The sequence below is a fragment of the Archangium sp. genome, from assembly GCF_045802675.1.
Classification (GTDB): Bacteria; Myxococcota; Myxococcia; order Myxococcales; family Myxococcaceae; genus Archangium.
Genome location: NZ_JBJMQO010000073.1, coordinates 1 through 26,889, shown reverse-complemented (window position 1 = coordinate 26,889; position 26,889 = coordinate 1). Strand labels below are relative to the sequence as shown.

Sequence of the window (26,889 nt, the reverse complement as noted above, 5' to 3'; positions counted from 1 at the left end):
CTCGGGCGCCAGCCACGCCGCGAAATAGATGAAGACAGACAGCGCCACGCTGGAGACGAACAGGGGCGAGTTGAACAGCTCGCGCGCAGCTTCGCGCACGCCCTCGCCCATGTAGCGGGGCGAGAGCTTCAGGGTCATGAAGAGGCGGCTCGCCTCCAGTGAGTGCGGCAGGGGCAGCCGCGACGGGCCGTACCGGGAGAGGAACTCCTCGCGCAGCCGCAACTCCCACGCTTCGGGAGCCGCCCCCTGCGCGTCCCGAGCCCCCGCTGACGCCAGGACGAGCCGTGGACGTCCCTTTTCCCTCGGGGGCAGAGACTCATGCAGGACCACGAGCACGGCCCGTGCTTCTTCCGGCCGCAGCCGCTCCAGTGCCGGGTCGGGGGCCAGGGGCTCGAAGGAGAGCCTCAGTGCGCCTCCGGGCAGTGCCTCCACCCGCACCGGCTTCGGCTTCTCCCAGGGAGCCTCATCGCCGGGCATCGTGGCCCGGGTCGTCGTGCACGCGGTGGATAGGAGGAACCCCAGCGCGAGTATCAGCTGCGGCAGCGAGCCGGTTCTCTTCATGGCTCGGCAGCCTGCACGACTTCACTTCCGCCGCGTACCTGCCGTCCCGCTTCGTGCCCTCCCCCCGAGCGCACGGGCCGCGGGCCCGGGTGCTCCCCCGCTCACGGCCCGCCCCGCTTCGTTCAGCCCTGGGCGTTGGAGCTTCCTTCCGCTGTTCGGGAACACGGCCCCGGCCCGCCCGGTTGGTAGCCTCCAGACGCCGTTTCCCGTCTTCCGTCTCTCGCGAAAGCAGGCCTCTCCCGAATGACCTTCCCCTCCCGCTTCCGCCTCCTCGTCGCGGCCCTCCTCCTCGCCTCCGCTCCCGCGCTCGCCAAGGGGCCCGCCCCCTCCGCGCCTCCCGCCCAGGCCGCCTCCCAGCCCCGCGACAAGTCGAAGGCCTCCTCGTCCGCTCCCTTCACCAGCGTCGAGGGGATTACGGAATACCGGCTCGACAACGGGCTGCGCGTCCTCCTCTTCCCCGACCCCACCAAGCCCACCGTCACCGTCAACGTCACCTACTTCGTCGGCTCGCGCCACGAGGGCTACGGCGAGACGGGCATGGCCCACCTCCTCGAACACCTCCTGTTCAAGGGGACGCCCTCCCATACCAACATCCCCCAGGAGCTCACCCAGCGCGGCGCCCACCCCAATGGCACCACCTGGCTCGACCGCACCAACTACTTCGAGACGCTCCCCTCCAACGACGACAACCTGCGCTGGGCCCTCTCCTTCGAGGCCGACCGCATGGTCCACAGCAACATCGCCAAGAAGGACCTGGACAGCGAGATGACCGTGGTGCGCAACGAGCTGGAGAAGGGCGAGAACGACCCCTCGCGCATCCTCTTCCAGCGCGTGATGAGCGCCGCCTTCTCCTGGCACAACTACGGCAAGTCCACCATCGGCGCCCGCGCGGACCTCGAGCACGTGCCCATCGAGCGCCTCCAGGCCTTCTACCGCAAGTACTACCGGCCCGATAACGCCATGCTCGTCATCGCCGGCGCCTTCGAGCCGCAGAAGGCGCTCGCCGAGGTGAAGAAGACCTTCGGCCAGCTGCGCAAGCCCGCCGAGCCCCTCCCCGTCACGTACACCGAGGAGCCCACCCAGGATGGCGAGCGCAACGTCACCCTGCGCCGCGTGGGCGATGTGAGCGCGCTCGCCGCCGTCTACCACGTGCCCGAGGGCGCCCACCCCGACTTCGCCGCCATCGACGTGCTCACGCACATTCTGGGCAATGCTCCCTCGGGCCGCCTCTACAAGGCGCTCGTGGAGACGAAGAAGGCCTCGAGCGCCGGGGCCTACAACTTCCAGCTGCATGACCCGGGCGTGCTCGCCTTCTCCGCCGAGGTGCGCGAGGGCCAGTCGCTCGACACCGCCCGCGACACCCTGGTGAAGACGGTGGAGGAGGCCGCCCGCACCCCCTTCACCGAGGACGAGGTCAACCGCGCCAGGACGGCCCTGCTCAAGTACGTGGAGCTGACGCTCAACGACTCGGAGAGCGCCGCCATCCAGCTGTCCGAGTGGGCCGCCATCGGCGACTGGCGTCTGTTCTTCCTGCACCGCGATCGGATTGAGGCCGTCACCGCCGCCGACGTCACCCGCGTGGCCGAGCAGTACCTCAAGCCCTCCAACCGCACGCTGGGCCAGTTCTTCCCCACCGCGAAGCCGGACCGCTCGGAGCTGCCCCCGCGCGTCGACGTGGCCGCCATGCTCCAGAGCTACAAGGGCCGCGGCGAGGTGGTGCAGGGCGAGGCGTTCGATCCCTCTCCCGCCAACATCGAGAAGCGTGTGAAGCGCTCGCAGGCCGGTGGGCTGAAGCTCGCGCTGCTGCCCAAGAAGACGCGCGGCGAGATGGTCAACGTGACGCTCAACCTGCGCTTTGGCACCGAGAAGGGCGTGTGGGGCAGGAGCGACGCGGCCGACTACGCCGGGGCCATGCTCATGCGCGGCACGAAGAAGCACACCCGCCAGGAGTTGCGCGACGCCTTCGACAAGCTCAAGGCCCGCGTGGGCGTGGACGGCGGGGCCACCGGCGCCAGTGTCTGGCTGGAGGTGCCGCGGCAGAACCTCCCCGAGGTGATGAAGCTCGTGGCCGAGGTGCTGCGCGAGCCCGCGTTCGACGCCAAGGAGTTCTCCCTGCTGCAGGAGGAGCGCCTGGCCTCGCTCGAGTCCCAGCGCAGCGAGCCCGGCACGCAGGGACGCATCGCCTACTCGCGCGCGCTCTCGCCCTACCCCAAGGGCCACCCGTACTACGCGGACACCCTGGAGGAGTCCCTCCAGGGCGTGAAGGAGACGACGCTCGCGCAGGCCCAGGCCTTCTACCGCGAGTTCTACGGCGCCTCGCAGGGCGAGCTCTCGGCCGTGGGCGACTTCGACCCCGAGGCCCTCCAGAAGCAGGCCGCCGAGCTCTTCGGCGACTGGAAGAGCCCCGCGCCGTACGCCCGCGTGCCCGCGCAGCCGTACAAGGCCGGGACGCAGGCGCTGGTGCTCGAGACGCCGGACAAGGCCAACGCCCTGTTCCTCGCGGGCCAGGGGCTGAGTCTGCGCGATGACAGCCCGGACTATCCCGCGCTGGTGCTCGGCAACTTCCTCTTGGGCGGCGGCTTCCTCAACTCGCGGCTGGCCACGCGCGTGCGCCAGCAGGAGGGCCTGTCCTACGGGGTGAGCAGCTCGCTGAGCGCGGGGGCGATGGATCCGGTGGGCTCGTTCTCCACGTACGCCATCTACGCGCCGCAGAACGCGGGCAAGCTGGAGACGGCGGTGCGCGAGGAGCTGGAGAAGGTGCTGCAGAAGGGCTTCAGCGCCGAGGAGCTGGAGAAGGCGCGCGCGGGCCTCTTGGAGTACCGGCGCACGGGGCGCTCGGATGACGGAGGCCTGTCGCGCACGCTGGCGGCGTACCTGTACTACGGGCGCACGCTGGACTTCGACGCGGCCTTCGAGAAGCGCATGAGCGAGCTCAAGCCCGACGAGGTGCGCACCGCGCTCTCCAAGTACCTGGACTGGAAGAAGGTGACGGTGGTCAAGGCCGGCGACTTCGCGGGAGCGGAGAAGAAGGCCAAGGCCCCGGTGACGACGCCGCCAGCGCCGTAACACGGTGGTACTTCCCCTCTCCCCCGGGAGAGGGACGGGGTGAGGGTCGCGCGGCCACTCGGGTTCGCGATGGCCCTCACCCTTGTTGTTTTCGGGGCCTTCTCGTGGCGGAACGGTTCCGCGGCCATCCGCGCAGGAAGGCGCGAGTCATTGAGGCGTACTCCTCGAAGTCCTGCTGCATGCGCTGGAGTTGGTTCCGGGCCTCCTCGGCTTCTGGGTCGCGCAGCTCGATGAGTCTTCGGAGTGCTTTCACGAGACTCAGATGCTTTCGCCTTTGCTCAAGCAGTTCGTCCCGTTTGAGTCCCAGTGCGTGAATCGTCGCCTCCCCGCGTGCGTTGCCGTCCAGTGCATAGGGGACCTCTTCCCGGAACGAGATAAAGGTCTCGGGATCGTCCACTGCCGGATCGAGCAGCAGCGGGTCTTCCTCTGTTACATCTTCCTTGTGGTTTCGCGCCCGGCGCTCGGGAGTCTGTAAGGGGAAGAGGTTCTTCTTGAACTGCTGATTGCAGAGCGTGCAGGACACGAAGAGGTTCGCCCACTCGTAGGCGAGCCAGTAATAGCCGGGCCTGCCGAGTGCCTCGCCTCCCTCTTGACGCCATCCTGCCTTGGGGCGGAAGTGCTCGACGTCACCGTAGGAGATGTGGGCGAACTTCGATTCACAGAAGGCGCACTTGCGGTGCTGGGCTTCCCGGAGCGCCTGCTTGACGGTCTCGTGTGCGTAGAGGTTCGAGTCGAATTCGAACGATCGCTTTCCGCTGGCGTAGCTCCGCGGGGCCCGCGAGTACGCCGCGCTCATGGCGCGCCGGGCTTTTGCACCCTTGGTCCGAAGGACCTCGGGTGGCTCGGCGGGCTTGCGGATGCGAATCACTTCCGGCCACCGCGCAGGCGCTCGGCGGCACGCTGGATGAGGTCGAGGGCCTCGCGTTCGGTCTTCGTCTCTCCTGTGGGCAGGGGTCCGATGGCGGAGTCCAGCTCCCGCAGTCTGGCTTCGTCCTTCCGGGTCAGTCGGGGTTTGGAGAGGAGTTCGGTCCGCTCCTGGAGGAACTCTTCGATCTGGGGCGGCCGAGCCGTATCCAGCCCGAACAGGTCGCTCGTGAGGATCTGGTCCACGCGCCAGCCCCGGATGGACTCCACGTCATTGTCGATGACGACGTGGTCTCCCTCGCGCTTGAGGACCACGATATTCGCATCCGTGGCGCTCTGGACCACGAGCGGGCTGTGCGCCGTCACGATGAACTGGGTGTTGGGGAAACGCTCGGTCAGGTAGCCGATGAGCTGGCGTTGCCACGTCGGATGCAGGTGGAGATCGATTTCATCCACGAGCACCACTGCCGGTTCAGCCAGCGGGTTGGGGCTGTCGGGGTAGCGCTCGAACAGGCGGCTCGCGAGGTCCACCATCCAGGCGATGAGCGTGCGATATCCCAGGCTCAGACTCCGCATCCCGACCCAACCGAAGGGAGTCTGGACCTCCACCCTGGCAGACGGGTTACGCTCATCGGGAGGAGCGAATTCAAGGTCGGATACTTCTGGGAGCAGATCAATCAGGAGTTTCTTGATGCGCTCTCGACGCTCTTGAGCTTTGCCTTCTCCCTGTTCGAGTAATTCCTTGCTGGCAGCGTAATCGGCTTGCAAGAGCCACTCTTCCGCATTCCTCAACGGTATATCTTCGAAGAAGAGACTATCGCTGGGATGAGACTCCTTTGGGGCAGACAACGAGCCAGCCCCCATGCGGCGAGTCGCTCCATATCCGTAACACACGAGATTGAGGAAGGACTCGTGGATGCTTGCGGAAGTGCCGATTCCTCCTGACCGCAACCCATAGTTGCTGGTACCTCGATGTTCCTGTCCGTCGACCTTCGACAGCGGCTTTCCAGCCGCGATCTCAACAGAAAGAAGGGCGACGTCCGCTTGATGTCGAACCGGAGACCAGGACAAGCGCTCGGTCTGAAAGAACCCCTTGGGTGCGTAGTGGGGGGGCCGGTTGGATAGCGAGCCAAACGCAGCAGGTTCAAAGGAAGTGAGGGCCTGCATCAGGGTCGTTTTACCCATGCCGTTGTTGCCGAGAATCACCGTCCATCTCGCCGGGCGTCCCTTTTCATCAGAGAACTTCAGAGTCTGCTTGAGCCCGAAGCAGCGCACGTTCTCGAGGGTCAACGAAAGGAAGTACACGGGCAGGGGCTGAGAGGGCACTGGCTTGCGCGAGCCAGCTCGTCCCCGCTTCGCCTGCTGTGCTCTTCCCCGGGTCTTCGTGGCCATGTCGCTCCTCGAACGGTGCCCACCTCGGCGCCAGACGCGGGCGGTGTACCACGAAGGTTGAACCCGCCCCACCCGCGTTGTGCGCTCCCGGACGGGGTGAGAACCTCTCGGACCACAAGAGGACCCATGAACCAGAGCATCGAGCAGGAAGAGGCGGCGCTGTTCGCGGAGTGGCGGGAGCACCTCGCGCAGGGCAACCGCCGCTTCTACCCGGACGGGATCGCCAGGGGCTCTTCGTATTGGAACACCCATCCGCGGGTGCTCTTCCTCCTCAAGGAGGTCAACGCGGACGAGAACGCCGAGGCCTGGAACCTCTTCGATGTGGTGGGGGACGGGAGCATCGGTCCGACGTGGACCGTCATCTCCTATTGGACCCATGGCATCCACGAGGGCGGGCCTGCGTGGGAGGCGGTCCCTCCTGCAACTGCCGCGTTCCGACGCGAGGCCATCTCGAAGATCGCCGTCGTCAATCTCAACAAGTGTGGCGGCAAGGCGACCAGCGTCGACTCGGACATGTGGGCCGCCGCCTACCGGGATCGGCAGTTCCTCGTCCGGCAGCTCCGCCTCTACGCTCCCCACATCATCATCGCCTGCGGGGTCGGGGACATCGCCAGGTCCATCCTCTTCGATGAACACTGGAGCCACTGGAAAAAGACTCCGGAGAACAACCTGTATTGGCTGCGCCCCAAGGCGCTCGACACGCTTCTCGTCTGGACGAGCCATCCGCAGGCCCGGCGCTCACATTCGGAGATGTACACAGAGGTCGTGGCGGGGCTGAAGGAACTCAACGTGCTCCCGGCGGGCACTACGCCCCGGTAGCGAGGCGGCAAGGCCAAGCGTGGGTCAGCGCGCCCAGAGCACGCCCAACTCCAACAGCAGGGGCGCGAAGGGCTCGGCGTGCACGCGGGCCTGCCCGGTGTGCGTGGCCAGTGCCTCCCAGCAGCCGCCTTCCAGCCCGTACACCTCGAGCGCCTGCTTCAGCGGGTCCACCAACCACAGGTGGCGCACGCCCTCGCGGGCGTAGACCTTCATCTTCTTGTCCCGGTCCAGCGACGCCGTGGAGGGCGAGAGCACCTCGCAGACCCAGTCCGGCAGAAGCGTGAAGCCCACCACCTCGGGCATCTCCGGCATGCGCTCGCGGCGCCAGCCGGCGAGGTCCGGCACGAGCACGTCGTCGCCCAGGTGCAGCTCGGGCTCGAAGAGGAGCACCCAGCCGCCCGGGCCTCCCCTCCCCTGGTCGAAGGGACCATCGAGCTGCGAGTACAGCTTCCCCGCCGCACGCGCATGGGGCGAGGCCGGCCGGGGACTGACGTACAGCTCGCCGTCCACCAGCTCCGCCACGAGGTGTGGCGGGACCGCCTCCAGGTCCGCGTAGGTCGCCTTGCGTCTCTGGCCTCCGCCCATGCCGGGAGCATGGGGAGCCGGGCGGGCCTCTTCAAGGGGGCTCCGGGGAGCCCCGCTGGATTCAGGGTTCATACCCTCAGGCTATATCTGACCTCTGACATCAGGTAGCCCCGTACGTCCTCAAAGGTCATCCCCGGCCGGCCGGTCCCCTGCTTGGAGGAGCCCTCCAGCCGGTGCGCGCCGTCAGGGGTTCATCGGCGGCGGCTGGTGCTGCTGCTGGGCGGCGTTCTGGGACTGAATCATCTGCCCTCCCACGGCGGCGGCCGCTCCGGCGAGCGAGGCCTTCAGCTGCTCCTCCCGCGGCTCGCACACGCATCCGGCCGAGTTGCTGATGATGACCACCGCCGCGAGCTTCATGTCGATCTCCGCGCAGTGCGCGACGCACTCGGTGGCGCGCTCCCTCGGCACCGAGAAGGCGGTGGCCCTGGACGTGACGCAGCTGGTGGTCAACAGGCACAGCAGCAGCGGCAAGGTCTTCTTCATGCGAATCCCCTCTCTCCTGGGTGGAGCTCACATTCTCGATGCCGCGCCCGCGGAGGCCAGGAATCCGTCCAGCGCCGCGTTGAAGGCCTCGGGGGCGTCCATCATCAACCAGTGGCTCACCCCCGAGAGCACCTTCGTCTGCACGCGAGGCACACGCAGGTGCAGGGCGAACGGCCCGCACTGGGCCACCGTGGCCTCGGCGGCGATGTCGAACACCGGGCCCGGGTAGCGCTCCAGCAGCGCCTCCACGTCGCAGTCGAACAGGCTCTGCGTGGCGCCCACCACCACCTCGCGCGGCGTGGCCACCAGCGAGCCCAGCACGGCCTCGCGCGTCGCGGGCCTCGCGCCCACCAGCATCGAGTCGAACCAGCCCACGCGGAACGCCTCGTAGTTCTCCGGCTTCAGGCCCTCGCGCAGCGGCTCCATGAAGCGGGGCGGAATGTGCTTCATGCTCGGGCCCGGGTCTCCGAGCCCCAGCGCCACCACGCGCCCGGGGTGGTGCGCCGCGTACTCGCCCGCCACCGCGCAGCCGAAGCTGTGCCCCACCAGCACGAAGCGCTCGAGCCCCAGCGCGTCCGCCACCGCGCCCACGTCCCGCGCGCAGTCCGCGTACCCGTAGTGGCCCGCGGGGTCCTCGTCCGACTCGCCCATGCCCCGCAAATCCAAGGACACGCTGCGCTGCTTCAGGTGCGCCTGCTGCGCCGCCCACTGTGTCCGGGTGCCGCTGTTGCCGTGCACGAAGAGGACGGGCACTCCGCCCTCGCCCGCCGTGGTGACGGCCAGCCGCCCCACGGGTCCCTGCACGCTCCGCGTCGAAAAGGTCATGCCGCCAGGGTAACCGGCCGTCTCCGGGCGCCGTCCGGATTCGTTCGCACGCGGGCACTCGGCGGTGGCGCGTGCTCCCTCGGGCCGCGCGCCGACGCTACGCTCGCGCGCCATGCTCGTCGCCCGGCGGCTCCTCGTCCTCCTCCCGCCGCTCCTGCTCCTCGTGGGGGCCCCGGCGGCCCGTGCGCGCGCGCCCTCCCCTCCCGCGCCCCGGCCCCTGCGCGTCGTCTTCCTCGATGCGCTGCAGCCCGAGAACCCCTGGCGGCGCGAGCTCGTGGGCGCCATGCGGGCCGCCGCGAACGACCTCGGCATCGACTTCGTCGACCACGCCGTCGGCCACTGGCCCGGGGAAATCCTCGAGCAGGCGCGCCAGGTGCTGAGCGGCCCCGGCAAGCCGGACTACCTCCTCGTCACCCTCCACCGCGGCACCGGCCCCGGCCTGCTGGAGGAAGCCGAGCGGGCCGACGTCCCCGTCTTCGTCATCAACACCGGGCTGCTGCCCGAGGACCGGGCCCGCTACGGAGGGCCGCGCCAGCACTTCGCCCACTGGCTCGGACAGATGCAGCCGGATGACGTGGAGGCGGGGCGCCAGCTGGCCGTGCTGTTGCTTGAGGCGGCGCGCGCGCGCGCGCGCGCTCCGGACGCGCCGGTGCGGCTCGTCGCGCTCGAGGGGCGGCGGGGAGACGGCTCGGCCCTGCTGCGCGAGGAGGGCCTGCGCCAGGCCCTGGCCGGCTCGCGCCACGCCGAGCTCCTCCAGAGCGTCAGCGCCTCGTGGCGCGAGGACGTGGCCCGGCGCAAGACGTTCCTCCTGCGGCGCCGCTACCCGGAGCTCCAGGCCGTCTGGGCCGCCAATGACCGCATGGCGCTGGGGGCCCTCAAGGGCCTGGAGGACGCCGGCGCGGGCGGGCAGGTGGTGGTGGGCGGCATCGACTGGACGCCCGAGGCGCTCGAGGCCGTGCGCGACGGCCGGATGGTGGCCAGCCTCGGCGGGCACTTCCTGGAGGGCGCGTGGGCCCTGGTGCTGCTGTACGACTACCACCAGGGGCACGACTTCGCCTCCGAGCGGCTCGAGTGGCGCACGCGCCTGCTGCCCCTCACGCGCGACACCGTGGACGCCTGGCTGCGCCTGCACCTGGGGATGGACTGGGAGGCCTTCGACTTCCGGGCCTTCTCCAAGGCGGCCCACCCGGGCCTGGCGCGCTATGACTTCTCCCTCCAGGCCCTGCTCGCCCAGCACGGGGCCTCGCTTCCGGGCAGTCTCCGGGACTCGAATGGACACGCGCGGCCCTCCCCTCCCCGGCCCTGAGCCGCTGCCCTCCTCCAACCGGCTCGGCCGCCGGCTGCTGCGCTTCATCGTGCTCTTCAGCGTCGCCGTCAGCCTGCTGGGCACCACCGTGCAGCTCGTCACCGGCTACCGCGCCGAGGTGCGCTCGCTCCAGGACCGGCTCGACCAGATTCACGCCAGCTCGGCCTCGACGCTCGCCGAGAGCCTCTGGTCGCTCGACGAGTCCCAGGTGCAGCTGCAACTGCGTGGCATCACCTCGCTGCACGGCATCGTCCTGGCCGAGGTGGACAGCGCGCTGGGCCCCCGCTACGTGGCCGGCCACGGCGAGGGGGTGGCCCGGGAGCTCACCCGCTCCTTCGCGCTGTACCGCGGCCCGCGCTACCTGGGGACGCTCCGGGTGGGCGCCAGCCTGGAGGAGCTTCAGACGCGGCTGCGCGGCCGGGTGCTCGTCATCCTCGCCACCGAGGCGGCCAAGACGTTCCTCGTGGCCCTCTTCCTCTTCTACGTCTTCCAGCGGCTCGTCACCCGGCACCTGGCCACCATGGCGGCGTACACGCGGGGCCTGGACCCCGAGCACCTGGACGTGCCCCTGCGGCTGCGCCGCGGCGGGGTGCTCGAGGAGCTGCCGGCCCACGACGAGCTCGAGGAGGTGAGCGCGGCGCTCAACGCGCTGCGCGAGTCGCTGCGCCGGGAGCTGGACGAGCGCCAGCGCGCGGAGGCGGGCTCGGCCTTCCTGGCGCGCTCGGGCGCGGTGCTGCTCGAGTCGTTGGATTTGGAGAAGGTGCTGCCGCGCATCGCCTCGCTGTGCGTGGGGGCGCTGGCGGACTGGTGTGTCATCGACCTGAAGGAGGACGGGACGGTGCGCCGGGTGGGCGGGGCGCACGTGGACGGGGCGAAGCGGCCCCTGCTCGAGGAGCTCCAGCGGCGCTACCCGCCTGGCCCCGGCTCGAGGGCCCCGGCCATGCAGGCCATGGACACCGGCGAGACGGTGCTGGTGCCGCGGGTGTCGGAGGAGGCCCTGCGCGCCGTGTGCATGGACGACGCGCACTACCAGCTCGTCCTGGAGCTCGGCCTGCGCAGCCTGCTCACGGTGCCGCTGGTGGCGCGGGGCCAGGCGTTGGGGGCGCTCACCTTCGCCTCGGCCGAGCCGGGACGTTACGGGCCCTGGGAGCGCTCGCTGGCCGAGGAGCTGGCGCGGCGCGCGGCCATCGCCATCGACAACGCGCGGCTGTACCGGCGCGCGGAGGAGGCCATCCGGCTGCGGGAGACGTTCCTCTCGGTGGCGGGGCACGAGCTGCGCACGCCCCTGTTGCCGCTGCAGCTGCGGTTGCAGAGCCTGTTGCGCCGCGGCCGGGGCGGGGCCTCGCTGGAGCCCTCCGTGCTGCTGGGCGAGGTGGCGGCGGTGGAATGGCAGACGCGGCGGCTGGGGCAGCTGGTGGACCAGTTCCTGGACGTGTCCAACCTGGTGGCGGGCAACGCGCTGGAGCTGCGGCGCAAGCGGGTGGACTTGTGCGAGCTGGTGACGGGGGTGCTCGAGGGGCTGCAGCGTCACATCGAGGCGAGCGGCTCGGAGGTGGTGCGCGAGCTGCGCTGTCCCGCGGAGGGCGAGTGGGACCCGCGCCGGGTGGAGACGGTGGTGACGGGGCTGGTGCACAACGCGCTGAAGTTCGGCCAGGGCCGGCCCATCGACGTGCGGGTGGTGCCGGGGCCCGGGGCGGTGCGGCTGGTGGTGAGGGACAGGGGCATCGGCATGTCGGAGAGCGAGCAGGAGCACATCTTCGACCGCTTCAGCCGCTCGGTGTCGGAGCTGAACTACGGAGGGCTGGGGCTGGGGCTGTACATCTCACGCTGGGTGGTGGAGGCGCACGGGGGGAGAATCTCCGTGGAGAGCCGGCCGGGCGAGGGCGCCACGTTCACCGTGGAGCTGCCCGCGTGAGGACGGGAGCGCGCGGTGTCAGCGTTTCCAGAGCACGCCCAACTCGAGGAGCAGGGGCGTGAAGGGCTCGGCGTGCACGAGGGCCTGTCCGGTGTGCGTGGCCCGTGCCTCCCAGCGGCCGCCTTCCAGCCCGTACACCTCGAGCGCCTGCTTCAGCGGATCCACCAGCCACAGGTGGCGCACGCCCTCACGGGCGTAGACCTTCATCTTCTTGTCCCGGTCGAGCTTCGCCGTGGAGGGCGAGAGCACCTCGCACACCCAGTCCGGCGCGAGCGTGAAGCCCACCACCTCGGGCATTTCGGGCATCCGCTCGCGGCGCCAGGCGGCGATGTCCGGTACCAGCACGTCCTCGCCCAGGTGCAGTTCGGGCTCCGTGAGAAGCAGCCAACCACCCGGGCCTCCCCTTCCCCGTTGGAAGGGCCCATGGAGCTCACCGAGCAGCCACGAATGCGCGAGTGCATGAGGAGAGGCCGGCCGGGGACTGGCGTACAGCTCGCCGTCCACCAGCTCCGCCACGAGGTGCGGAGGCACTGCCTCCAGGTCCGCGTAGGTCGCCTTGCGCTTCTGGCCGCCGCCCATATCGGGAGCATGGGCAGCCGGGCGGGCCTCTTCAAGGGGAGTCCAGGGTGCACCGTTGGATTCAGGGTTCATACCCCCAGGCTATACCCTACTTCTGACATCAGGTAGCCCAGGCGGTCCGCACAGGTCAGGTCCGTCGAGGTGCTGCACCCGGGAGGTGCTCACGGGCGGCTGTCTCCCCGGCAGGTGGCTGACCCGGGGTCCGGGGCTCATGGGCCGGCCGTGCCCGGAACGCGGCGACTCCGGCCCCAGCGCCGTTTCAGCTTCTCGAGCACGCGATCGAGCTGCTGGGTGACTTCCATCCAGGCGGAGTCCGTCTTGTCGTGCTCGTTGACGGGTTTGCCACCGGGCTGGATGGCCTGATCTTCCCGAGGTCCAGCTTGTCGTAGCGGCACGCGCGGATGACGATGGGAACGAGCTCGCACGCCCCCGCTTCGCGCCGGGACAGCGCGCGCGGGAGCTCCTTCTCCATGCAGTAGGACGAGCGCAGGAAGTCGTTGCTCAGCAGCGGGATGATGAGCTGCGCCTGATCGAGCCGGGACAGGATTTCCTCCTCCCAGGTCTGCCCCGGCTCGACGAGCTCGTCGGCCCAGACGGACAGCTCCTCCTTGCGCTCGTAGGGGACGAGGGCCGCGCGAAGCTGGTCCAGGAAGGCCGCGTCCTTGCGCGAGTAGCAGATGAAGACCGGGATGGAGTGGACGGCCCGCTCGAAGAGCGCATCGAGGTCCACCCCCTCGGTGGCTCTCGCGCGAGGAGCCCCTGGAAGATCGATGCCGTCCAGCAACTCCTTCACCGGGAAGTCGAGCAGATCATCGCCGACCTCCACGGGGATGCTCGTCCGTCCCGGAATACTCCCTTGGCCCGGTGTTCTTGTCGGCGAGCCTTCCCAGCCCGGAGCGCCACCCGGCGTACGCCGCGAGCACCAACCCCGTCGCCATCCGCGAGGCCGTTCGCGCGCTCGCCGAAGTCGTCGTCCCGGCGGCGCGGCTCGTCTTCGGTGGGCACCCGGACATCTCCCCGCGGGTCCATGACGAGGCCGAGCGGCCCGGGGCCGCCGACAACGTCCTCATCTACCAGTCCCGCTTCTTCGAGAAGGTCATCCCGCCCGCGTCCCAGAGCTTCCGGCAGCTCATCTGGACTCCGGCCGGGGCGGATAGGGAGTCGAGCCTGCTGCTCATGCGCGAGCAGATGCTCCAGAGCGAGCGCTTCCACGCGGGCGTCTTCATCGGCGGCATGGAGGGGGTGGAGGAGGAGTTCGAGCTCTTCCGGCGCTACCACCCCTCGGCGCTCATCTGGCGGTGGCGTCCACGGGCGCGGCGGCCCGCCTCCTCTTCGACCGCGAGCCGGTGGGCTCGAAGGACGCCGGCCTGCGCGACGACCTGGCCTATGTCCCGCTCTTCCGGCGGCTGCTGACGGGCGGCGCGGGCGCGTCTCCCGCGAGCTCCTCTCGGGTTCCCTGAGCCGCCGCTCGCGGAGGAGCCGGGGGACCACGCCGCACCCCCGTCCTCCAGCTTGCCTTCACGCGTCGGGCACGTGAGAAGAGAGGCTCCACGCGGGCGAGCCGGTGCCGCTCGCTTCTCCCCTCCCCTGCCGACATGAAGCCTCGGTACGACGTCATCGTGGTGGGCCTGGGCCATGCGGGCTGCGAGGCCGCGCTGGCCTGTGCGCGCATGGGCCTCTCCACCCTGGGCCTCACCCTCAAGCGCGAGCGCGCCGCCGTCATGAGTTGCAACCCCGCCGTGGGTGGCACCGCCAAGGGCCACCTGGTGCGCGAACTCGACGCACTCGGCGGCGAAATGGGCCGCGCGGCGGACCTCTCGGGCACGCACTTCAAGACGCTCAATGCCTCGAAGGGCCCGGCGGTGCAGGCCACGCGCGTGCTGTGCGACCGCGAGGCCTACGCGCGCACCATGCAGTCCGTCCTGTGGGCGCAGCCGAACCTCACCGTGCACGAGGCCGAGGTCTCCGCGGTGGTGGCCGAGGGCGGACGGGTGGCGGGGGTGGTGCTCGGGGACGGGACGCAGGTGGCGGCGCGCGCGGTGCTGCTCACCACGGGCACCTTCCTCCAGGCGCTCATGCACGTGGGCGAGAAGAAGGAAGTGGGCGGGCGGCTCGGGGACGAGGCGGCCAAGGGCATGTCGGAGTCATTGAGGGGGCTCGGCTTCACGCTGGGCCGCTTCAAGACGGGGACGCCCGCGCGCCTGCTTCGCGACAGCATCGACTGGGCCGCGCTCGAGCCCCAGCCGGGAGATTTCCCCCCGCGTCCGCTCTCGCTGCGCACGAAGTGGGCCTCGGGTGCCGGGGCCTTCCCGTGCCAGCCCGCCGTCACGTGCGCGCTCACGTACACCACGGCCGAGACGCACCAAATCCTGCGCGACAACCTCCACCGCTCGCCGCTGTTCCAGGGGGAAATCGTGGGCCGGGGCCCGCGCTACTGCCCGTCCTTGGAGGACAAGGTGGTGCGCTTCTCGGCGCGCGAGCGGCACCTGGTCTTCCTCGAGCCCGAGGGCCCCGACTCGCCGCTGGTGTACCCGGCGGGGCTGTCCACGAGCATGCCGGCGGAGGTGCAGCTCGCCTTCCTGCGGACGCTGCCGGGGCTGGAGCGGGTGGAGGTGGCGCGCTACGGCTACGCGGTGGAGTACGACTACGCGCCGCCGACGCAGCTGAAGGAGACGCTGGAGACGAAGCGGGTGGAGGGCCTGTACTTCGCGGGGCAGCTCAACGGGACGAGCGGCTACGAGGAGGCGGCGTTCCAGGGGTTGTACGCGGGAATCCAGGCGGGGCTCCAGGTGCGGGGCGAGCCGGCGCTGGTGCTCGGGAGGGACGAGGCGCACGGGGCGGTGCTGGTGGACGAGCTGGTGACGAAGGGGGTGGACGAGCCCTTCCGCATGTTCACCAGCCGCTCGGAGCACCGGCTGCGCCTGCGCGAGGGGAACGCGGACCTGCGCCTGGCGAAGCACGGGGCGCGGGTGGGGCTGGTGTCGCGCGAGGTGCTCGAGCGGGTGGAGGCGCGGGGCCGGGCGGTGGCGGAGGAGGTGGCGAGGCTCAAGCGCTCGGGGCTGGCGGCGCGGCTGAAGCGGCCCGAGGTGACGTACGCGGCGCTGGCGGAGGAGAAGCCGGAGGGCTGGCCGCGGCTGGCCGAGGACGTGGTGGAGGAGGTGGAGGTGGAGGTGAAGTACGAGGGCTACATCGTGATGGCGGCGAGGGCGGCGGCGCGGGAGGCGGAGGCGTGGGACGGGTGGAGGATTCCGGCGGACTTCACCTATGGAGAGGTGAGAGGACTGTCGGCGGAGGCGGTGGAGAAGCTGGAGAAGGTTCGTCCGGCGACGGTGGGGCAGGCGAGGCGGATACCGGGGCTGACGCCGGCGGCGTTCTCGCTGTTGTTGGTGGCGCTGAAGAGGAGCGGGTTGGGAGGCGGTGGGGGCCCTCGCGAGTGCGGTGTGTGATCGCACAGGGGGGTGTGGACAAGGTGTGGGCAACTTTGGTGTGGCCCAAGGTGCGAATCATTTCGAGGGGTTGAGACCCCGAGCAGGGAGGGCAGGCTGTGGATAACGCGCGCTTCGCCGATCAGATTCAGAAGGGCTGCAAGGCGTTGGGGGTGGAGCTGGGGGAGGAGGTGGCGGGGAGGCTGCACCGGCTGATGGGCGAGCTGCTGAAGTGGAACGCGAAGGTGAACCTGACGGCGATAACGGGGGAGGAGGAAGTGGTGGAGAAGCACTTCCTGGACTCGCTGGCGGTGTTGCCGGAGGTGGAGGGGGCGGGGAGCGTGCTGGACGTGGGAGCGGGGGCGGGGTTCCCGGGGTTGCCGCTGAAGCTGGCGAGGCCGTCGCTCTCGGTGACGATGGTGGACTCGGTGGGGAAGAAGGTGGGGTACCTGAAGGCGGTCATCGCGAGCCCAGGGCTTGGGCTGACGGGGACGAAGGCGGTGCACACGCGAGCGGAGGGGAAGCCGGAGGCGGAGGGATTGCCGAGGGCGGAGCGGGTGATTGCGCGAGCCTTCATGGACCTGCCGGACTGGCTGGACCTGGCGCCGGCGTACCTGGCTCCGAATGGGCACGTGGTGGCGATGTTGGGCAAGGCGGTCAGCGAGGACGAGCTGCGAGCGCAGGCGGAGAAGCGGGGCCTGAAGCTGGTGACGGCGAGGGCGTACCGGCTGCCGTTCTCGGGAGCGGAGCGGCAGGTGGCCGCGTTCGCCAAGCGCGAGTAGCCTCCCTCCCGGGAGGTGTTCGATGACGGATTTGCAGAACGACGCGGCTCCGGGTGGCGGTGCGGTGGTGACGATCTCCGCCGATGCGTTCAAGAAGTGGATGAAGGCGTGCGGCTTCGAGGCGGGTACCGCCAACCCGAACCAGGAGGTCTACTTCATCTACAAGGCGGCGAAGGTCACCATCCAGAACGCCGAGGTGACTCCGAACTGGCACATCACGGCGATGACGTCGCAGCGGGACGGCGGGGACTGCGTCAACTTCCATTTCAAGATCGAGATGGGCAAGGCCGCCTCGCACTACTGGCACTACGTCGTCCATCGCGGGGCGACGGGCACCTATCATTGGGTGGGGGATCCGAACCCGAACCTCCCCGAGACGAACGAGGGAGGCGGCGGCGCCGCGGGTGACATGCAGAAGCTGCTCGCGAACCGCACCGAGGCGACGATCAAATCCCGCGTGTACGGCCTGGAGAGGATGATGACGCGGAAGATCCAGGCGCGGATGCTGAAGACGCTGAAGACGGCGCTCGGCAAGTTCCAGCTCACCTACGCGAACGGCCGCATCGACGAGTAGGCAGGAGGCGCACGAGGCCGGAGGTGGCGGCGAGGGCCGCGCTTCGGCCGCCGCCCCTGGCGAGTCCCGCGGTGAAGAAGTCCCGCCGTCCCGGAGCCATGGCTCGTGCTCGCGAGGGTCCGGGCGTGGCGTCTCGTGGAGGCGCTCGTGTCCTGGCCTGGAGCCGCCGGTGTCGCGGCCTCGGGCGTTCCCCAGCAAGCGTGCGCCAGGGCCAGGGCTCGAGGACGAGTCCGCCTACCGGCGCCGCCGCCGGGGCCGTGGCGGAGTGCGGGTGCGGCTGAGCAGGAGCCAGACCACGGCCATGAGGAACATGACGAGGGACACGGCGATGAAGTTGACGATTTGTGCGGACTCGGCGGTGCGGGCGATACCCGAGGCCACTTCGGCGAGTCGCAGGACGGCTTCCATCGTCATCCCCCCACAGGGTGAAGGAGCACGGCGCGGGCCGGGCGGGTCCGCGAGCCTGCCCGGTGTCGAGCTCCGAGAGCCGGGAAGGTAGGCACGGGTCCCGGAGGGAGAACCTGTGCGGGGAATGCCCCCATGGCACGGGGGCTCTTCACGGGAGTGGGGGCACGCGGTTCCTCACGCCTCGCACCCGGGCGCCGTTCCACGTGGAACAATCGGAGCGCGGCTGCGCGAGCAGGTGCCCGGGATTCTCCACGGGCCCGGGCAGGAGAGGGGAGCTCCACGGTCCACCCCTCGGGCGTGTGGGGCCCGGGGCGGCTCCTCCCCTTCACGGGGCGCGGGTTCCCCAGTGGGGCCGCGACTCAGGAGGGGCGGCGCAGCGCGAGCTCCTGCGCCTCGACGAGCTCCTGGAGGACGCGCTGGCCCTCGCGGAACACGCACCAACCGTCCCCGACGAGGATGGCCTCGAGGCGTCCGGGGGAGAGGAGGCGCCGCGCCGAGGCCACCGCGGCGGTGAGGTCCTGGAGGCCCTGCTCGGGAAGCAGCAGCATGAGGCGCCCCGCCCGGTGCGAGCGAATCAGGTCTCCGGTGAGGAGCGTGGTGTCCTCGAGGAGGAAGGCCAGCTCTCCGGGCGTCTTGGAGCCGAGCATCTCGTAGGTTTTGAGCCCGGGGAGGAGCTCGTCGCCGTCGCGCAGCCAGCGCTCGCAGGGGAGGGGGAAGCGGGACTGCTCGGCGGCGGGGCCCGCGAGCCTGGCGCCGAACGTGTCCGCGACGGACTGCGCGGCGCGCGCGTGGGCCGAGTTCGTCACCACCACCCAGGCGGCCCCGCCGAGCCCGCGCAGGTGCTCCGCGTCATGGGCCGAGAGCGGGAGCGGGTCGAACACCACGTTTCCGCCCTCGCGCACCCAGACGAAGCTGTTGAAGTCGATGTTCAGCCGTTCGTTGAAGGCCGACCAGCAGAACAGGTCCTCACGGTGGAGTCGCTTCATGAGGCCGCTTCTACTCCATCCGGGCCGCCCCTCCCGCTCCTCCGGGGGCGCGCCCGGGTGGCCGTGTTCCACGTGGAACGTCACGAGCGATGCCGGGCCCGCCGCGGTTCCTTCCACCCACGGCCCCGTGTCTCGTGAGGGGGGAGCCCGGGCCGGGCGGGAGCGTGTTCCCGCGTGGAACGCGGCGGGGATTGAAGCAGGGGAGGGCGTCTTCCCGGCGGGAGGCTTGTTCCACGTGGAACAAGGTCGAGGGCTGGAGGGGAAGGGGTTCCCCGTGTCTGCCTTCCGGGGCGCGAGCACGGAGGCCATTCCCTGCTCGGGCCGGGGCCATGGCCCATCGGGGCGGCGAGCCGCCCGTCAGGAAACGTTCCACGTGGAACAAGGCCAGGGAGAGGGGAGGGGAGGGGGAAGCACCTCTTCCTCCAGGACCGTGTTCCACGTGGAACGCCGGACGGTGCGGGCAGGGCCCCCGGCTCCCGTGCCTGCCCTGGACGATGGGGCACCCAGCCCGCGACAGCGTGTTCCACGTGGAACGAGGTGGGGGCGCGGAACGGGGGAGGGGCCTTTTTGGCGGGAGGCGTGTTCCACGTGGAACACCGGCCTCCGGTGGGGTTCAACCCGGGGCCGCCGCTCCCCTCACCCCGTCCCTCTCCCGGTGGGCGCGGGGGTGGGAGACAGCGGACCCCGGACCGTGCATGTCAGGCAGGCAGGCTAGAAGGCTGATCCGGTCGTGGACTGGATCAGCCGCCGATTTGATGGATCAATACGAGTCCGGTACATGCCTCCCCCGCAGAGCCCCCGGGTACTCCCCGGGGCGTCGCAAGGATGGGCCACGTGGGTCGAATCATCTGTATCTCCAACCAGAAGGGCGGCGTCGGTAAGACGACCACCGCCATCAACCTCGCCGCGAGTCTCGCGTCCGCCGAGCGCAAGGTGCTCCTCGTCGACATGGACCCCCAGGGCAATGCCGGCAGCGGGCTCGGGCTCAAGCGCGACCAGCTCCAGGGCACCGTCTATGACGCCCTCCTCGGAGGCCGTCCCATCAGCGAGCTCGCGCACCCCACCGAGCTGCGCTACCTCCAGGTGGTGCCCGCCACCCCGGACCTCACCGGCGCCGAGGTCGAGCTCGTCAACCAGGAGCGGCGCGAGTTCCGTCTGCGCGACGCGCTCCGTCCCGTCGCCGACCAGTACGACTACGTCCTCATCGACTGCCCGCCGTCGCTCGGCCTGCTCACGCTCAACTCGCTCATCGCCGCGGACTCCGTCCTCATCCCGCTGCAGTGCGAGTACTACGCGCTCGAGGGCCTCTCCCAGCTCAACCACACCATCGACCTGGTGCGGCAGGCCTTCAACCCCGAGCTGAAGATGGAGGGGATTCTCCTCACGATGTTCGACTCGCGCGCGAACATCGCCAACCAGGTCGTCGCGGACGTGCGCGGCTTCTTCAAGGAGCAGGTCTTCTCGGCCGTCGTCCCGCGCAACGTGCGCCTGTCCGAGTGCCCCTCCTTCGGCAAGCCCATCATCCTCTACGACATCAAGTCCAAGGGCTGTGAGAGCTACCTGGCGCTCGGCCGCGAAATCATGCAGCGCGAGCCCCATCCACCCCCTGCTCGCAAGGTGGCGTAGCGACCGGCCGGCCAGGAGCCCGCATCCTTATATATGCGGGCTGTGGCTGGCTCCCCTTCCCCCCTCCCGGCCGGGCAGGCGTCGAGGCCGGGGCCGGGGTTCCCCGCGCCGGGGTTCCGGGGTGAAGTCCCGCTCCAGGCCGCGAGGGCCGGAGTGCTCGCCGGGTTTCCCAGGTCCACCCGCGGCGCAGTGCAGGACCTGGCCACCCGGGCCCTTCCGGGTTGGTAGTGCCGGGACTTCCCGGCGGAGACGACGCAGTGCTGAACGGTGACAAGCAGAAGCGGGCGTTGGGCCGTGGCCTCTCCGCCCTCATCCCCCAGGCCGCTCCTCCTCCCGCGGCCGCCGCGGTGGCGGCGGCGCCTCCCGAGCCTCCCGCCCCTCCCAAGGGCAGCGTCCTCAAGCTGCCCATCGAGGCCATCCACCGCGACACGCTCCAGCCGCGCCGCCACTTCGACGAGGCGAAGCTGCGCGAGCTCACCGAGTCCATCAAGGCGCAGGGCATTCTGCAGCCGGTGCTCGTGCGCAAGGACGCGGAGGGCTACAAGCTCATCGCCGGCGAGCGCCGCTGGCGCGCCAGCCAGCTCGCGGGCCTGCACGAGATTCCCGCCATCGTCCGCGAGGTGACGGAGGTGGAGGCCTTCGAGCTCGCCCTGGTGGAGAACCTCCAGCGCGCGGACCTCAACCCCATGGAAGAGGCCGAGGGCTACCACCGGCTCGTCGAGGAGTTCGGCCTCACGCAGGAGCAGGTCGCCCAGCGCGTCGGCAAGGAGCGCTCCACGGTGGCCAATGCGCTGCGGCTGCTCGGCCTGCCCGAGGAGGTGAAGCGCATGGTGGGCGAGGGCAACCTGAGCGCGGGCCATGCGCGCGCGCTGCTGGGCGTGCCCCGCATCCCGGAGATGACCGAGCTGGCGCAGCAGGTGGCCGCGCGCAAGCTGAGCGTGCGCGACACCGAGAAGCTCGTTCAGCAGGCCAAGGGCAGCGGCAAGGGCAACAAGGACTCCTCCAGCACGAAGAAGCAGAGCCCCCAGGTGAAGAGCCTGGTGGAGGAGCTCCAGCGGGTGCTGGGCACCAAAGTGCGTTTGGTGGAGAAGGGCAGTGGAAAAGGCACCATCGAAGTCGATTACTTCTCGTACGATGACCTCGATCGCATCCTGAAGGTACTCAGGAAGGAGTAGCGCGTGGCGCTCCTCGGCAAAAAAGAAGAGAAAACCAACGTACCGCTTCTAGGTAGCTCCAGACGGGAGGATGAATCCGTGGCAACGCGTCCGGGTGAGGTTCACACGCTGCTCGGCAAGGGCAGCGAGTTCGAGGGGAAGCTCACCTTCGAGGGTCAGGTTCGCATCGACGGCAAGTTCAACGGCCAGATTGTGACCAAGGACGTGCTCGTCATCGGTGACGGCGCCCGTGTCCAGGCCGAAATCAATGCCGGCACCGTCATCATCAACGGCACCGTGGAGGGCAACGTGCGCGCCTCGCAGCTCATCGAGCTGCACGCTCCGGCCCGAGTGAAGGGCAACCTCGAGTCGCCCGCGCTCATCATGGACCGCGGCGTCATCTTCGAGGGCACCAGCAAGATGGAGAACCTCGGCGGCAAGGGAGGCCCGCCGCCGCCTCCCGGCGAGGGCAAGAAGTAGTGAGCCGCGCCGTGCGCCAGCAGGCCCGCGCCGCCCTGGTGGCGCTCGCCGTGCTGGCGACCGGTGGCGGTGGTTGCAAGCAGCGGCCCCCCGAGGAGCCGCGGGCCGTCCCCGAGGCCGAGCACGCCGAGGACGTCCCCACCCCCCAGCGCCGCGTGGGCGTGAAGGTGCCCATGCCCCCGGGGTGGACGGCCCAGGTGGCCGCCGATGGCAGCTTCCAGTTCGGCCCTCCCGCCCACACCGTGCTGCGCGTGGACCTGCGTCCGGGCCAGGGCTCGGCGCTGCCCTCTCCCGACGAGATCCTCCAGTCCGTGCAGAAGTCCTTCCAGGGCTTCGAGCACTCGGTCGAGCAGAAGGAGGGCGGCGCGGACTTCTCGCTCGTGCGGCTGAAGCTCGTGCCGAGGCTGGGCGATGGAGGGCTGGGCTCGGAGTACCCGGCGCTCTTCGGGGCCCGGCGCGTGGAGAAGGACCTCTTCCTGTGCGCCACCTTCCCCGGGGTCAGCGCGGACGAGGTGCACCAGGCCGCCGAGGCCTGCCGGGGCATCGAGTTCCAGCAGCCGAAGTGACCCGGGCGCTCCCCGCAAAGACATCGGGCGCCACGAGCCGGAGTCCCATGCTCTCCGGTCGCGCGCCCGATGAATCCCCCCTACGACACCAGGGAGCCGGCCCTTCCCCCCGGACGGACGGCGCTCTGGTGGATATGTGGAAACCGCCCGGAGGCGAGAACGCCCGAGGGGGGGCGTGGGTTCTTCGCGTGGTGTCGTCCGCGTGGGGCCTGTCCGCCCGCGGACGCTTTCTCCGAGCCGGTTTCCCCTTGAATGTCGGGTAGCCCTCGCCAGCGCAACCCCAAGCGCACGGGCGTATTCCGGGCACGGGCCCGGCAGTGGAATTCGTGACGGAGGCGTCACGGCATGCGGCCGCGCGTCGGCTGCCGGAGGGGACGGTGTTCCGGGGGCATCCCACGAATCATCCGGTGGGGTGGGAGACGGCGTCCGCCCGGGACGCGGGCCCGAGGCGACCGAGGACGTGGGCATCACAGGCGAGGAGCAGCGGGGGCAGTTCCCGTCTCAGGGCATCCCCGTCCCGGTCGAACAACCAACTCTGGGTCCGCTCCGACCAGTGACGGACCGCCTCGGAGGGGAGCAGGGGCCGCACGACCTCGGCCATTCCCCAGAAGGCGCGCTCCAAGGACTGGACGAGGAGGAAGTGCCCGGGGCGCTCCGCCGCCATGGCCGCCGTCCGGAGCAACTCGAACTCCTGCTCCACCCAGCGATGGGAGCCATCGTCCCAGCGAGCGCCCTCGCGCAGCTCGAAGCAGGCGGTCTCGACTCGAGCCAGCTCCTCGTTGGACGCGTGCTCGCAGCCGCGCACCAGCAGCTCGACGGTCGTCTCCCGCTTGAGCTCGAAGTACCCCGCGAGCAGGTGGAGCTGCTCGGAACGCCCTCTCTCCAATTCGTGGAGGACCACCCCCAGATTCTCGAGCGTCACGGCGCGGTCGAGCGTCACCGCTCGGGCCTGCGTCCCCTGGCGCCTCACGATCAGGCCGCGCGCCGACAGACGCAGGAGCGCCTCCCGGATGGTTCCCCGCGCCACGCCGAAGCTCCGCGCCAGCTTGCGCTCCGAGGGAAGGATTCCTGTCTGGGGGTGCGCGCCTCGCGCCACCATGCGCTCCAACTCGTTCTCGATGTGCGCGACGAGCTTCGTGCGCTCCAGGTTCTCCATGTCCTCGTGGCTCCTTCTCGTGGCCCGCGTTGCAGCAGGTGGGCCAGTCAGGAGACAGGACGTGGGAGCGGACCCGGACCCGGTTGCGCGCACTCCCAGGGGCGGGGGTCCTGGGCCGTGACCGGGGCCATCGACGAGCCTCGTGCGCTCGTCCATGCACCGGATACCCATCCAGAACCGAGAGCCTGCGCGAGGGGTGTTGCGCCTCCGGTGCGCTCACCGGGAAGGTCCCCCTGCCGGGCGAGCGCGGCGCGAACTGGTACGACCATCGGACCAGTTGCGGGAGAACTCGCCCGGAGGGTGCCCGCTGTGCTCGGGCCTCGTTCGGACCGACTCCCGGAGGAGGCCCCTCCGGGCGAGCGCGGCGCGGACTGGTACGACCATCGGACCAGTTGCGGGAAAATCGCGCCGGGAGGGGCCCCTTGATGCCCAACATCCGGGAGGTTCTTGGTGGCTCCGCGCGCCGGACGTGGGTGGTGCGTCAGCGCTTGAGGGCCAGCGAGAGCGCGAAGTCTCCCGCCGCGTCCGTCCAGCGCTCCACCAGCCGCAGCCCCGCCGCCGAGAGCTCCGCTTCCACCTGCTCGGGGCGGAACTTGCAGCTCACCTCCGTGCGCAGCACCTCGCCCTCGGCGAAGTTCACGTAGCGCTCCAGCGCCGGCAGCCGCACCGCCTGCGGCCTCGTGGAGATGAGCCGCATCTCCACCCAGCCGTTCTCCTCGTCGAAGGGCGCCAGGTGCTCGAAGCACCCGGGCTCGAAGTCCGCCCCCAGCTCGCGGTTGAGCACGCTCAGCACGTTGCGGTTGAAGGCCGCCGTCACCCCCGCGCTGTCGTTGTACGCCGCGAAGAGCCGCTCGCGGCACTTGAGCAGGTCCGTCCCCAACAGCAGCCCCTCGCCCGGCGCCAGTCCCGCCGCCAGCTCCGCGTAGAAGCGCGCGCGCTCGGCCGGCTTGAGGTTGCCGATGGTGCCCCCGAGGAACGCCACCAGCCTGCGCCCTCCCGCGGGCAGCCGCCCCAGGTGCCGCTCGAAGTCCCCCACCACCGCGTGCACGGGCAGCCCCGGGTACTCGCGCGCCACGCCCCGGGCCGCCTGCCGCAGGAAGGCCTCGCTCACGTCGAAGGGCACGAAGCGCCGCAGCTGCCCCGTGCCCCGCATCGCGTCCAGCAGCAGCCGCGTCTTCTCGCTGCTCCCGCTGCCCAGCTCCACCAGCGTGTCCGCCCCGCTCGCCCGAACCACCTCCCCCGCGTGGGCCAGGAGGATTTCGCGCTCGCGCCGCGTGGGGTAGTACTCCGGCAGCCGGGTGATTTCGTCGAACAGCTGGCTGCCGCGCTCGTCATAGAGCCACTTCGGCGACAGCTCCCGGGGCTGGCGCTCGCCACACAGCCCGGCCAGCACCTCCGCGCGCAACGCCCGCTGCGCGTCCCCCGGTTGCACGTGCACCTCCACCATCACCGACGGCTCGCGCTCCCGCCCCAGTCCGCTCTCGCCCATCCACTCCCTCCGTCCCATGCCTCACCTCGCGTCGCGCGCGCACCGGAAGCCGGCGAATAGCTGTCTGCGGATGGGGTAGTCCCAGTTGCGGAAGCTGTTGCGCACGGCCACCGGGGCGCTCGCCCAGGCGCCGCCTCGCAGCACGCGGTACTCCGTCCCGAAGAACACCTCCGAGTACTCGCGGTAGGGAAAGGCCTTGAAGCCCGCGTACCCGCCGAAGGTGCTCGCCGTCCATTCCCACACGTCCCCGAGCAGCCCCCACACCCCGTCCACGCTCTGTCCCGCCGGGTAGCTGCCCACTGGCGCGGGGCCCCACAGCTCTCCCCCGAGGTTGGCGTGGCCCTCGCCCGGCGCGGTGTCCCCCCAGGGGTACGCGCGCGGCCGCACGTCCGAGCCCGCCGCGGCCTTCTCCCACTCGGCCTCCGTCGGCAGGCGCTTGCCCGCCCAGCGCGCGTAGGCGTCCGCCTCGTACCAGCACACGTGCTGCACGGGCTCGTCCGGTGGAATCGGCTCCACCCACCCGAAGCGCCTGCGCAGCCAGGTGCCGTTGTCCCGCGGCTCCCAGAAAAGCGGGTGGCGGATGCCCTCGGAGGCAAGCCACTCGAAGCCCTGCGGGTCCCACCAGCGCGCGTCCGCGTAGCCCCCGGACTCGACGAAGACGACGAAGTCCCCGTTGGTGACGGGGTGCGCGTCGAGCAGGAAGGGCGCTACGTCCACCGTGTGCGCGGGGCGCTCGTTGTCATAGGCCCACGCCGCGTCGCTGCCCACGCGCACCGGGCCGCCGGGAATGAAGAGCTCGTGCTGCGCGGTGCGCCCCGGGCGCGGACGCGGGCGCGCGGCGGGCCGGTACTCGTGGCTCGTCATCAGCTGCAGCGTGGCGGCGAGCGTCTCCAGGTGCTGCTGCTCGTGCTGCGCCACCAGGCCGAAGACGAAGCCCCCGCGCAGCAGCGGCGCGTCCGACTCCTCGTGCAGGTGCTGGAGCCACTCGAGCGAGGCCTCGCGCACGCGCGCGGCGTAGGCGAAGGCCCGCTCGGGGGAGAGCAGCGGCAGGCGCGAGCGCGAGGAGCGCGGGTGGCGGAAGGCGTCGTAGAGCGAGTCGAAGGCGGCGTCGGTGAGCGCGGGGGCGCCGAGCGCGCGCAACAGCCACTGCTCCTCGTAGTTGGCCACGTGGGCCACGTCCCAGACGATGGGGGACATGAGGGGCGAGTGCTGGCGGGTGAGGGCGTCCTCGGGCAGGCCCTCGAGCATCCGCAGCAGACGCGAGCGCGCCGCGCCCAGCTCCGACACGGCCCGAGTCTTCCAGGGACGAGACTCCTGCCGGCCCGTGTCCCGGCGGGCCCCGAGGCTGCTTCGCATGGTGCCCTCCAACCTAGGAAGCGGCCCCTGTCAGGGGGAGTACCCCGCCCCGGCGCGCGAGCCCCTCGTGCGCCACCGCACGCCGGGTCGGCTGCTTCCGCGTGCGAAACCGTGGGGGAGGCGACACCGCTACCGGAGCGGGACTTGGGGGGGCGGGACTGTCGGGGGTCGGACGGGTGGGGGCTTCCGTTGGGCGGTGGACCCGGAGTGGGACGCCGGGCCTGGGGAGAAAACCGGATGTGGCGCCCTTCGAGCCTGATGGGGTGAGGGGAGCGGGCCTCCCGGGTCGAGCCCCTGTCCGTGCGGCCTGGCGGGAGACTCCGAGCGCCCGCTCGCCTGGCCCCTGAGGCGCACGGGACGGAAGAGCCGAGCGCCCGGAGGTGTTCTCCGAGATTGCCCGTTGGCCTCGCGGCGGCTCATGCGCTCGCGGGAGCCCGGAGCCCGGAGACTTTCGGATGAGCCAGGCGCGGAACGGTCGTGCGGAGTGGTTCG

General features: G+C 70.5%; 24 protein-coding genes and 1 pseudogene. 12 read left to right on the top strand and 13 right to left on the bottom strand.

Going from position 1 to position 26,889, the window contains the following annotated elements; genetic code table 11:
* Positions 1–561: pseudogene (locus ACJ8AN_RS19970) on the bottom strand (hypothetical protein); the annotation flags it as partial.
* Positions 562–804: 243 nt separating this feature from the next.
* Between ACJ8AN_RS19970 and ACJ8AN_RS19965 the strand changes: the two are divergent.
* The gene (locus tag ACJ8AN_RS19965; RefSeq protein ID WP_407756996.1) at positions 805–3,627 is read left to right on the top strand and encodes a M16 family metallopeptidase; all 2,823 of its coding nucleotides are present in this window, start codon (positions 805–807) and stop codon (positions 3,625–3,627) included.
* Positions 3,628–3,703: 76 nt separating this feature from the next.
* Here the strand turns inward: ACJ8AN_RS19965 and ACJ8AN_RS19960 are convergent, their stop codons facing one another.
* Positions 3,704–4,495 (bottom strand): hypothetical protein, encoded by a 792-nt coding sequence (locus tag ACJ8AN_RS19960; protein ID WP_407756995.1) that lies wholly within the window; start codon positions 4,493–4,495, stop codon positions 3,704–3,706.
* Entirely contained in the window at positions 4,492–5,883 is a 1,392-nt protein-coding gene (locus tag ACJ8AN_RS19955) for an AAA family ATPase (protein ID WP_407756994.1), read from the bottom strand. Before ACJ8AN_RS19955 ends, ACJ8AN_RS19960 begins: the two co-directional genes overlap by 4 nt.
* A 126-nt stretch (positions 5,884–6,009) precedes the next feature.
* On the opposite strand from ACJ8AN_RS19955, the gene ACJ8AN_RS19950 reads away from it, so the two are divergent.
* Positions 6,010–6,702 carry a hypothetical protein gene (locus tag ACJ8AN_RS19950; RefSeq protein WP_407756993.1) on the top strand — a complete coding sequence of 231 codons (693 nt, stop codon included), beginning with the start codon at positions 6,010–6,012 and terminating at the stop codon, positions 6,700–6,702.
* A 24-nt stretch (positions 6,703–6,726) separates the two neighbouring features.
* Here the strand turns inward: ACJ8AN_RS19950 and ACJ8AN_RS19945 are convergent, their stop codons facing one another.
* The 3 genes from ACJ8AN_RS19945 to ACJ8AN_RS19935 form a co-directional block, all read right to left on the bottom strand.
* On the bottom strand, positions 6,727–7,287 hold the full coding sequence (locus tag ACJ8AN_RS19945) for a Uma2 family endonuclease (protein ID WP_407756992.1): 561 nt from the start codon (positions 7,285–7,287) through the stop codon (positions 6,727–6,729).
* Positions 7,288–7,470: 183 nt separating this feature from the next.
* Positions 7,471–7,770 carry a hypothetical protein gene (locus ACJ8AN_RS19940; protein ID WP_407756991.1) on the bottom strand — a complete coding sequence of 100 codons (300 nt, stop codon included), beginning with the start codon at positions 7,768–7,770 and terminating at the stop codon, positions 7,471–7,473.
* Positions 7,771–7,797: 27 nt separating this feature from the next.
* Positions 7,798–8,595, bottom strand: coding sequence for an alpha/beta fold hydrolase (locus tag ACJ8AN_RS19935; RefSeq protein ID WP_407756990.1), 798 nt, complete (start codon positions 8,593–8,595; stop codon positions 7,798–7,800).
* 112 nt (positions 8,596–8,707) lie between these two features.
* Here ACJ8AN_RS19935 and ACJ8AN_RS19930 point away from each other — a divergent pair, with 112 nt between their 5' ends.
* Both ACJ8AN_RS19930 and ACJ8AN_RS19925 read left to right on the top strand, forming a co-directional pair.
* Positions 8,708–9,901 carry an ABC transporter substrate-binding protein gene (locus ACJ8AN_RS19930; protein ID WP_407756989.1) on the top strand — a complete coding sequence of 398 codons (1,194 nt, stop codon included), beginning with the start codon at positions 8,708–8,710 and terminating at the stop codon, positions 9,899–9,901.
* Positions 9,867–11,816: an ATP-binding protein gene (locus tag ACJ8AN_RS19925; protein WP_407756988.1), complete on the top strand. Its 1,950-nt coding sequence runs from the start codon at positions 9,867–9,869 to the stop codon at positions 11,814–11,816. The genes ACJ8AN_RS19930 and ACJ8AN_RS19925 overlap by 35 nt, the downstream gene beginning before the upstream one ends.
* An 18-nt stretch (positions 11,817–11,834) precedes the next feature.
* On the opposite strand, the gene ACJ8AN_RS19920 is transcribed toward ACJ8AN_RS19925, so the two are convergent.
* Positions 11,835–12,395, bottom strand: coding sequence for a Uma2 family endonuclease (locus ACJ8AN_RS19920; RefSeq protein ID WP_407756997.1), 561 nt, complete (start codon positions 12,393–12,395; stop codon positions 11,835–11,837).
* A gap of 259 nt (positions 12,396–12,654) precedes the next feature.
* Positions 12,655–13,221 (bottom strand): toll/interleukin-1 receptor domain-containing protein, encoded by a 567-nt coding sequence (locus ACJ8AN_RS19915; protein WP_407756987.1) that lies wholly within the window; start codon positions 13,219–13,221, stop codon positions 12,655–12,657.
* Positions 13,222–13,259: 38 nt separating this feature from the next.
* Here ACJ8AN_RS19915 and ACJ8AN_RS19910 point away from each other — a divergent pair, with 38 nt between their 5' ends.
* From ACJ8AN_RS19910 to ACJ8AN_RS19895, 4 genes are all read left to right on the top strand, one after another.
* The gene (locus ACJ8AN_RS19910) at positions 13,260–13,808 is read left to right on the top strand and encodes a hypothetical protein (RefSeq protein WP_407756986.1); all 549 of its coding nucleotides are present in this window, start codon (positions 13,260–13,262) and stop codon (positions 13,806–13,808) included.
* Between the two features lie 182 nt (positions 13,809–13,990).
* Positions 13,991–15,841 (top strand): tRNA uridine-5-carboxymethylaminomethyl(34) synthesis enzyme MnmG, encoded by a 1,851-nt coding sequence (mnmG, locus tag ACJ8AN_RS19905; protein WP_407756985.1) that lies wholly within the window; start codon positions 13,991–13,993, stop codon positions 15,839–15,841.
* A gap of 98 nt (positions 15,842–15,939) precedes the next feature.
* Positions 15,940–16,602 (top strand): 16S rRNA (guanine(527)-N(7))-methyltransferase RsmG, encoded by a 663-nt coding sequence (gene rsmG, locus ACJ8AN_RS19900; protein ID WP_407756984.1) that lies wholly within the window; start codon positions 15,940–15,942, stop codon positions 16,600–16,602.
* 22 nt (positions 16,603–16,624) lie between these two features.
* The gene (locus ACJ8AN_RS19895) at positions 16,625–17,176 is read left to right on the top strand and encodes a hypothetical protein (RefSeq protein ID WP_407756983.1); all 552 of its coding nucleotides are present in this window, start codon (positions 16,625–16,627) and stop codon (positions 17,174–17,176) included.
* A 234-nt stretch (positions 17,177–17,410) separates the two neighbouring features.
* Here the strand turns inward: ACJ8AN_RS19895 and ACJ8AN_RS19890 are convergent, their stop codons facing one another.
* On the bottom strand, positions 17,411–17,584 hold the full coding sequence (locus tag ACJ8AN_RS19890) for a hypothetical protein (RefSeq protein ID WP_407756982.1): 174 nt from the start codon (positions 17,582–17,584) through the stop codon (positions 17,411–17,413).
* A gap of 359 nt (positions 17,585–17,943) precedes the next feature.
* On the bottom strand, positions 17,944–18,570 hold the full coding sequence (locus ACJ8AN_RS19885) for an MBL fold metallo-hydrolase (protein ID WP_407756981.1): 627 nt from the start codon (positions 18,568–18,570) through the stop codon (positions 17,944–17,946).
* A gap of 834 nt (positions 18,571–19,404) precedes the next feature.
* Here ACJ8AN_RS19885 and ACJ8AN_RS19880 point away from each other — a divergent pair.
* The 4 genes from ACJ8AN_RS19880 to ACJ8AN_RS19865 all read left to right on the top strand — a co-directional run bounded on the left by ACJ8AN_RS19880 (position 19,405) and on the right by ACJ8AN_RS19865 (position 22,396).
* On the top strand, positions 19,405–20,196 hold the full coding sequence (locus tag ACJ8AN_RS19880; RefSeq protein WP_407756980.1) for a ParA family protein: 792 nt from the start codon (positions 19,405–19,407) through the stop codon (positions 20,194–20,196).
* A 257-nt stretch (positions 20,197–20,453) separates the two neighbouring features.
* Positions 20,454–21,371 carry a ParB/RepB/Spo0J family partition protein gene (locus ACJ8AN_RS19875; RefSeq protein ID WP_407756979.1) on the top strand — a complete coding sequence of 306 codons (918 nt, stop codon included), beginning with the start codon at positions 20,454–20,456 and terminating at the stop codon, positions 21,369–21,371.
* 3 nt (positions 21,372–21,374) lie between these two features.
* Positions 21,375–21,830, top strand: coding sequence for a bactofilin BacM (bacM, locus tag ACJ8AN_RS19870; protein WP_407756978.1), 456 nt, complete (start codon positions 21,375–21,377; stop codon positions 21,828–21,830).
* Positions 21,830–22,396 (top strand): hypothetical protein, encoded by a 567-nt coding sequence (locus ACJ8AN_RS19865; RefSeq protein WP_407756977.1) that lies wholly within the window; start codon positions 21,830–21,832, stop codon positions 22,394–22,396. The genes bacM and ACJ8AN_RS19865 overlap by 1 nt, the downstream gene beginning before the upstream one ends.
* A gap of 400 nt (positions 22,397–22,796) precedes the next feature.
* On the opposite strand, the gene ACJ8AN_RS19860 is transcribed toward ACJ8AN_RS19865, so the two are convergent.
* The 3 genes from ACJ8AN_RS19860 to egtB all read right to left on the bottom strand — a co-directional run bounded on the left by ACJ8AN_RS19860 (position 22,797) and on the right by egtB (position 26,397).
* Entirely contained in the window at positions 22,797–23,552 is a 756-nt protein-coding gene (locus ACJ8AN_RS19860; RefSeq protein WP_407756976.1) for a FadR/GntR family transcriptional regulator, read from the bottom strand.
* A 481-nt stretch (positions 23,553–24,033) separates the two neighbouring features.
* Positions 24,034–25,041: an L-histidine N(alpha)-methyltransferase gene (gene egtD / locus ACJ8AN_RS19855; RefSeq protein ID WP_407756975.1), complete on the bottom strand. Its 1,008-nt coding sequence runs from the start codon at positions 25,039–25,041 to the stop codon at positions 24,034–24,036.
* 21 nt (positions 25,042–25,062) lie between these two features.
* On the bottom strand, positions 25,063–26,397 hold the full coding sequence (gene egtB, locus ACJ8AN_RS19850) for an ergothioneine biosynthesis protein EgtB (RefSeq protein ID WP_407756974.1): 1,335 nt from the start codon (positions 26,395–26,397) through the stop codon (positions 25,063–25,065).
* Positions 26,398–26,889: the final 492 nt, after the last annotated feature.

Coding starts and splice junctions, on each gene's coding strand:
- ACJ8AN_RS19860 (WP_407756976.1), bottom strand. CDS start 23,552: ATGGAGAACCTGGAGCGCACGAAGCTCGTCGCGCACATCGAGAACGAG.
- ACJ8AN_RS19895 (WP_407756983.1), top strand. CDS start 16,625: ATGACGGATTTGCAGAACGACGCGGCTCCGGGTGGCGGTGCGGTGGTG.
- ACJ8AN_RS19890 (WP_407756982.1), bottom strand. CDS start 17,584: ATGGAAGCCGTCCTGCGACTCGCCGAAGTGGCCTCGGGTATCGCCCGC.
- ACJ8AN_RS19930 (WP_407756989.1), top strand. CDS start 8,708: ATGCTCGTCGCCCGGCGGCTCCTCGTCCTCCTCCCGCCGCTCCTGCTC.
- ACJ8AN_RS19885 (WP_407756981.1), bottom strand. CDS start 18,570: ATGAAGCGACTCCACCGTGAGGACCTGTTCTGCTGGTCGGCCTTCAAC.
- ACJ8AN_RS19950 (WP_407756993.1), top strand. CDS start 6,010: ATGAACCAGAGCATCGAGCAGGAAGAGGCGGCGCTGTTCGCGGAGTGG.
- ACJ8AN_RS19935 (WP_407756990.1), bottom strand. CDS start 8,595: ATGACCTTTTCGACGCGGAGCGTGCAGGGACCCGTGGGGCGGCTGGCC.
- ACJ8AN_RS19945 (WP_407756992.1), bottom strand. CDS start 7,287: ATGGGCGGAGGCCAGAGACGCAAGGCGACCTACGCGGACCTGGAGGCG.
- ACJ8AN_RS19940 (WP_407756991.1), bottom strand. CDS start 7,770: ATGAAGAAGACCTTGCCGCTGCTGCTGTGCCTGTTGACCACCAGCTGC.
- mnmG (WP_407756985.1), top strand. CDS start 13,991: ATGAAGCCTCGGTACGACGTCATCGTGGTGGGCCTGGGCCATGCGGGC.
- ACJ8AN_RS19925 (WP_407756988.1), top strand. CDS start 9,867: ATGGACACGCGCGGCCCTCCCCTCCCCGGCCCTGAGCCGCTGCCCTCC.
- ACJ8AN_RS19965 (WP_407756996.1), top strand. CDS start 805: ATGACCTTCCCCTCCCGCTTCCGCCTCCTCGTCGCGGCCCTCCTCCTC.
- egtD (WP_407756975.1), bottom strand. CDS start 25,041: ATGGGCGAGAGCGGACTGGGGCGGGAGCGCGAGCCGTCGGTGATGGTG.
- ACJ8AN_RS19955 (WP_407756994.1), bottom strand. CDS start 5,883: ATGGCCACGAAGACCCGGGGAAGAGCACAGCAGGCGAAGCGGGGACGA.
- egtB (WP_407756974.1), bottom strand. CDS start 26,397: ATGCGAAGCAGCCTCGGGGCCCGCCGGGACACGGGCCGGCAGGAGTCT.
- ACJ8AN_RS19920 (WP_407756997.1), bottom strand. CDS start 12,395: ATGGGCGGCGGCCAGAAGCGCAAGGCGACCTACGCGGACCTGGAGGCA.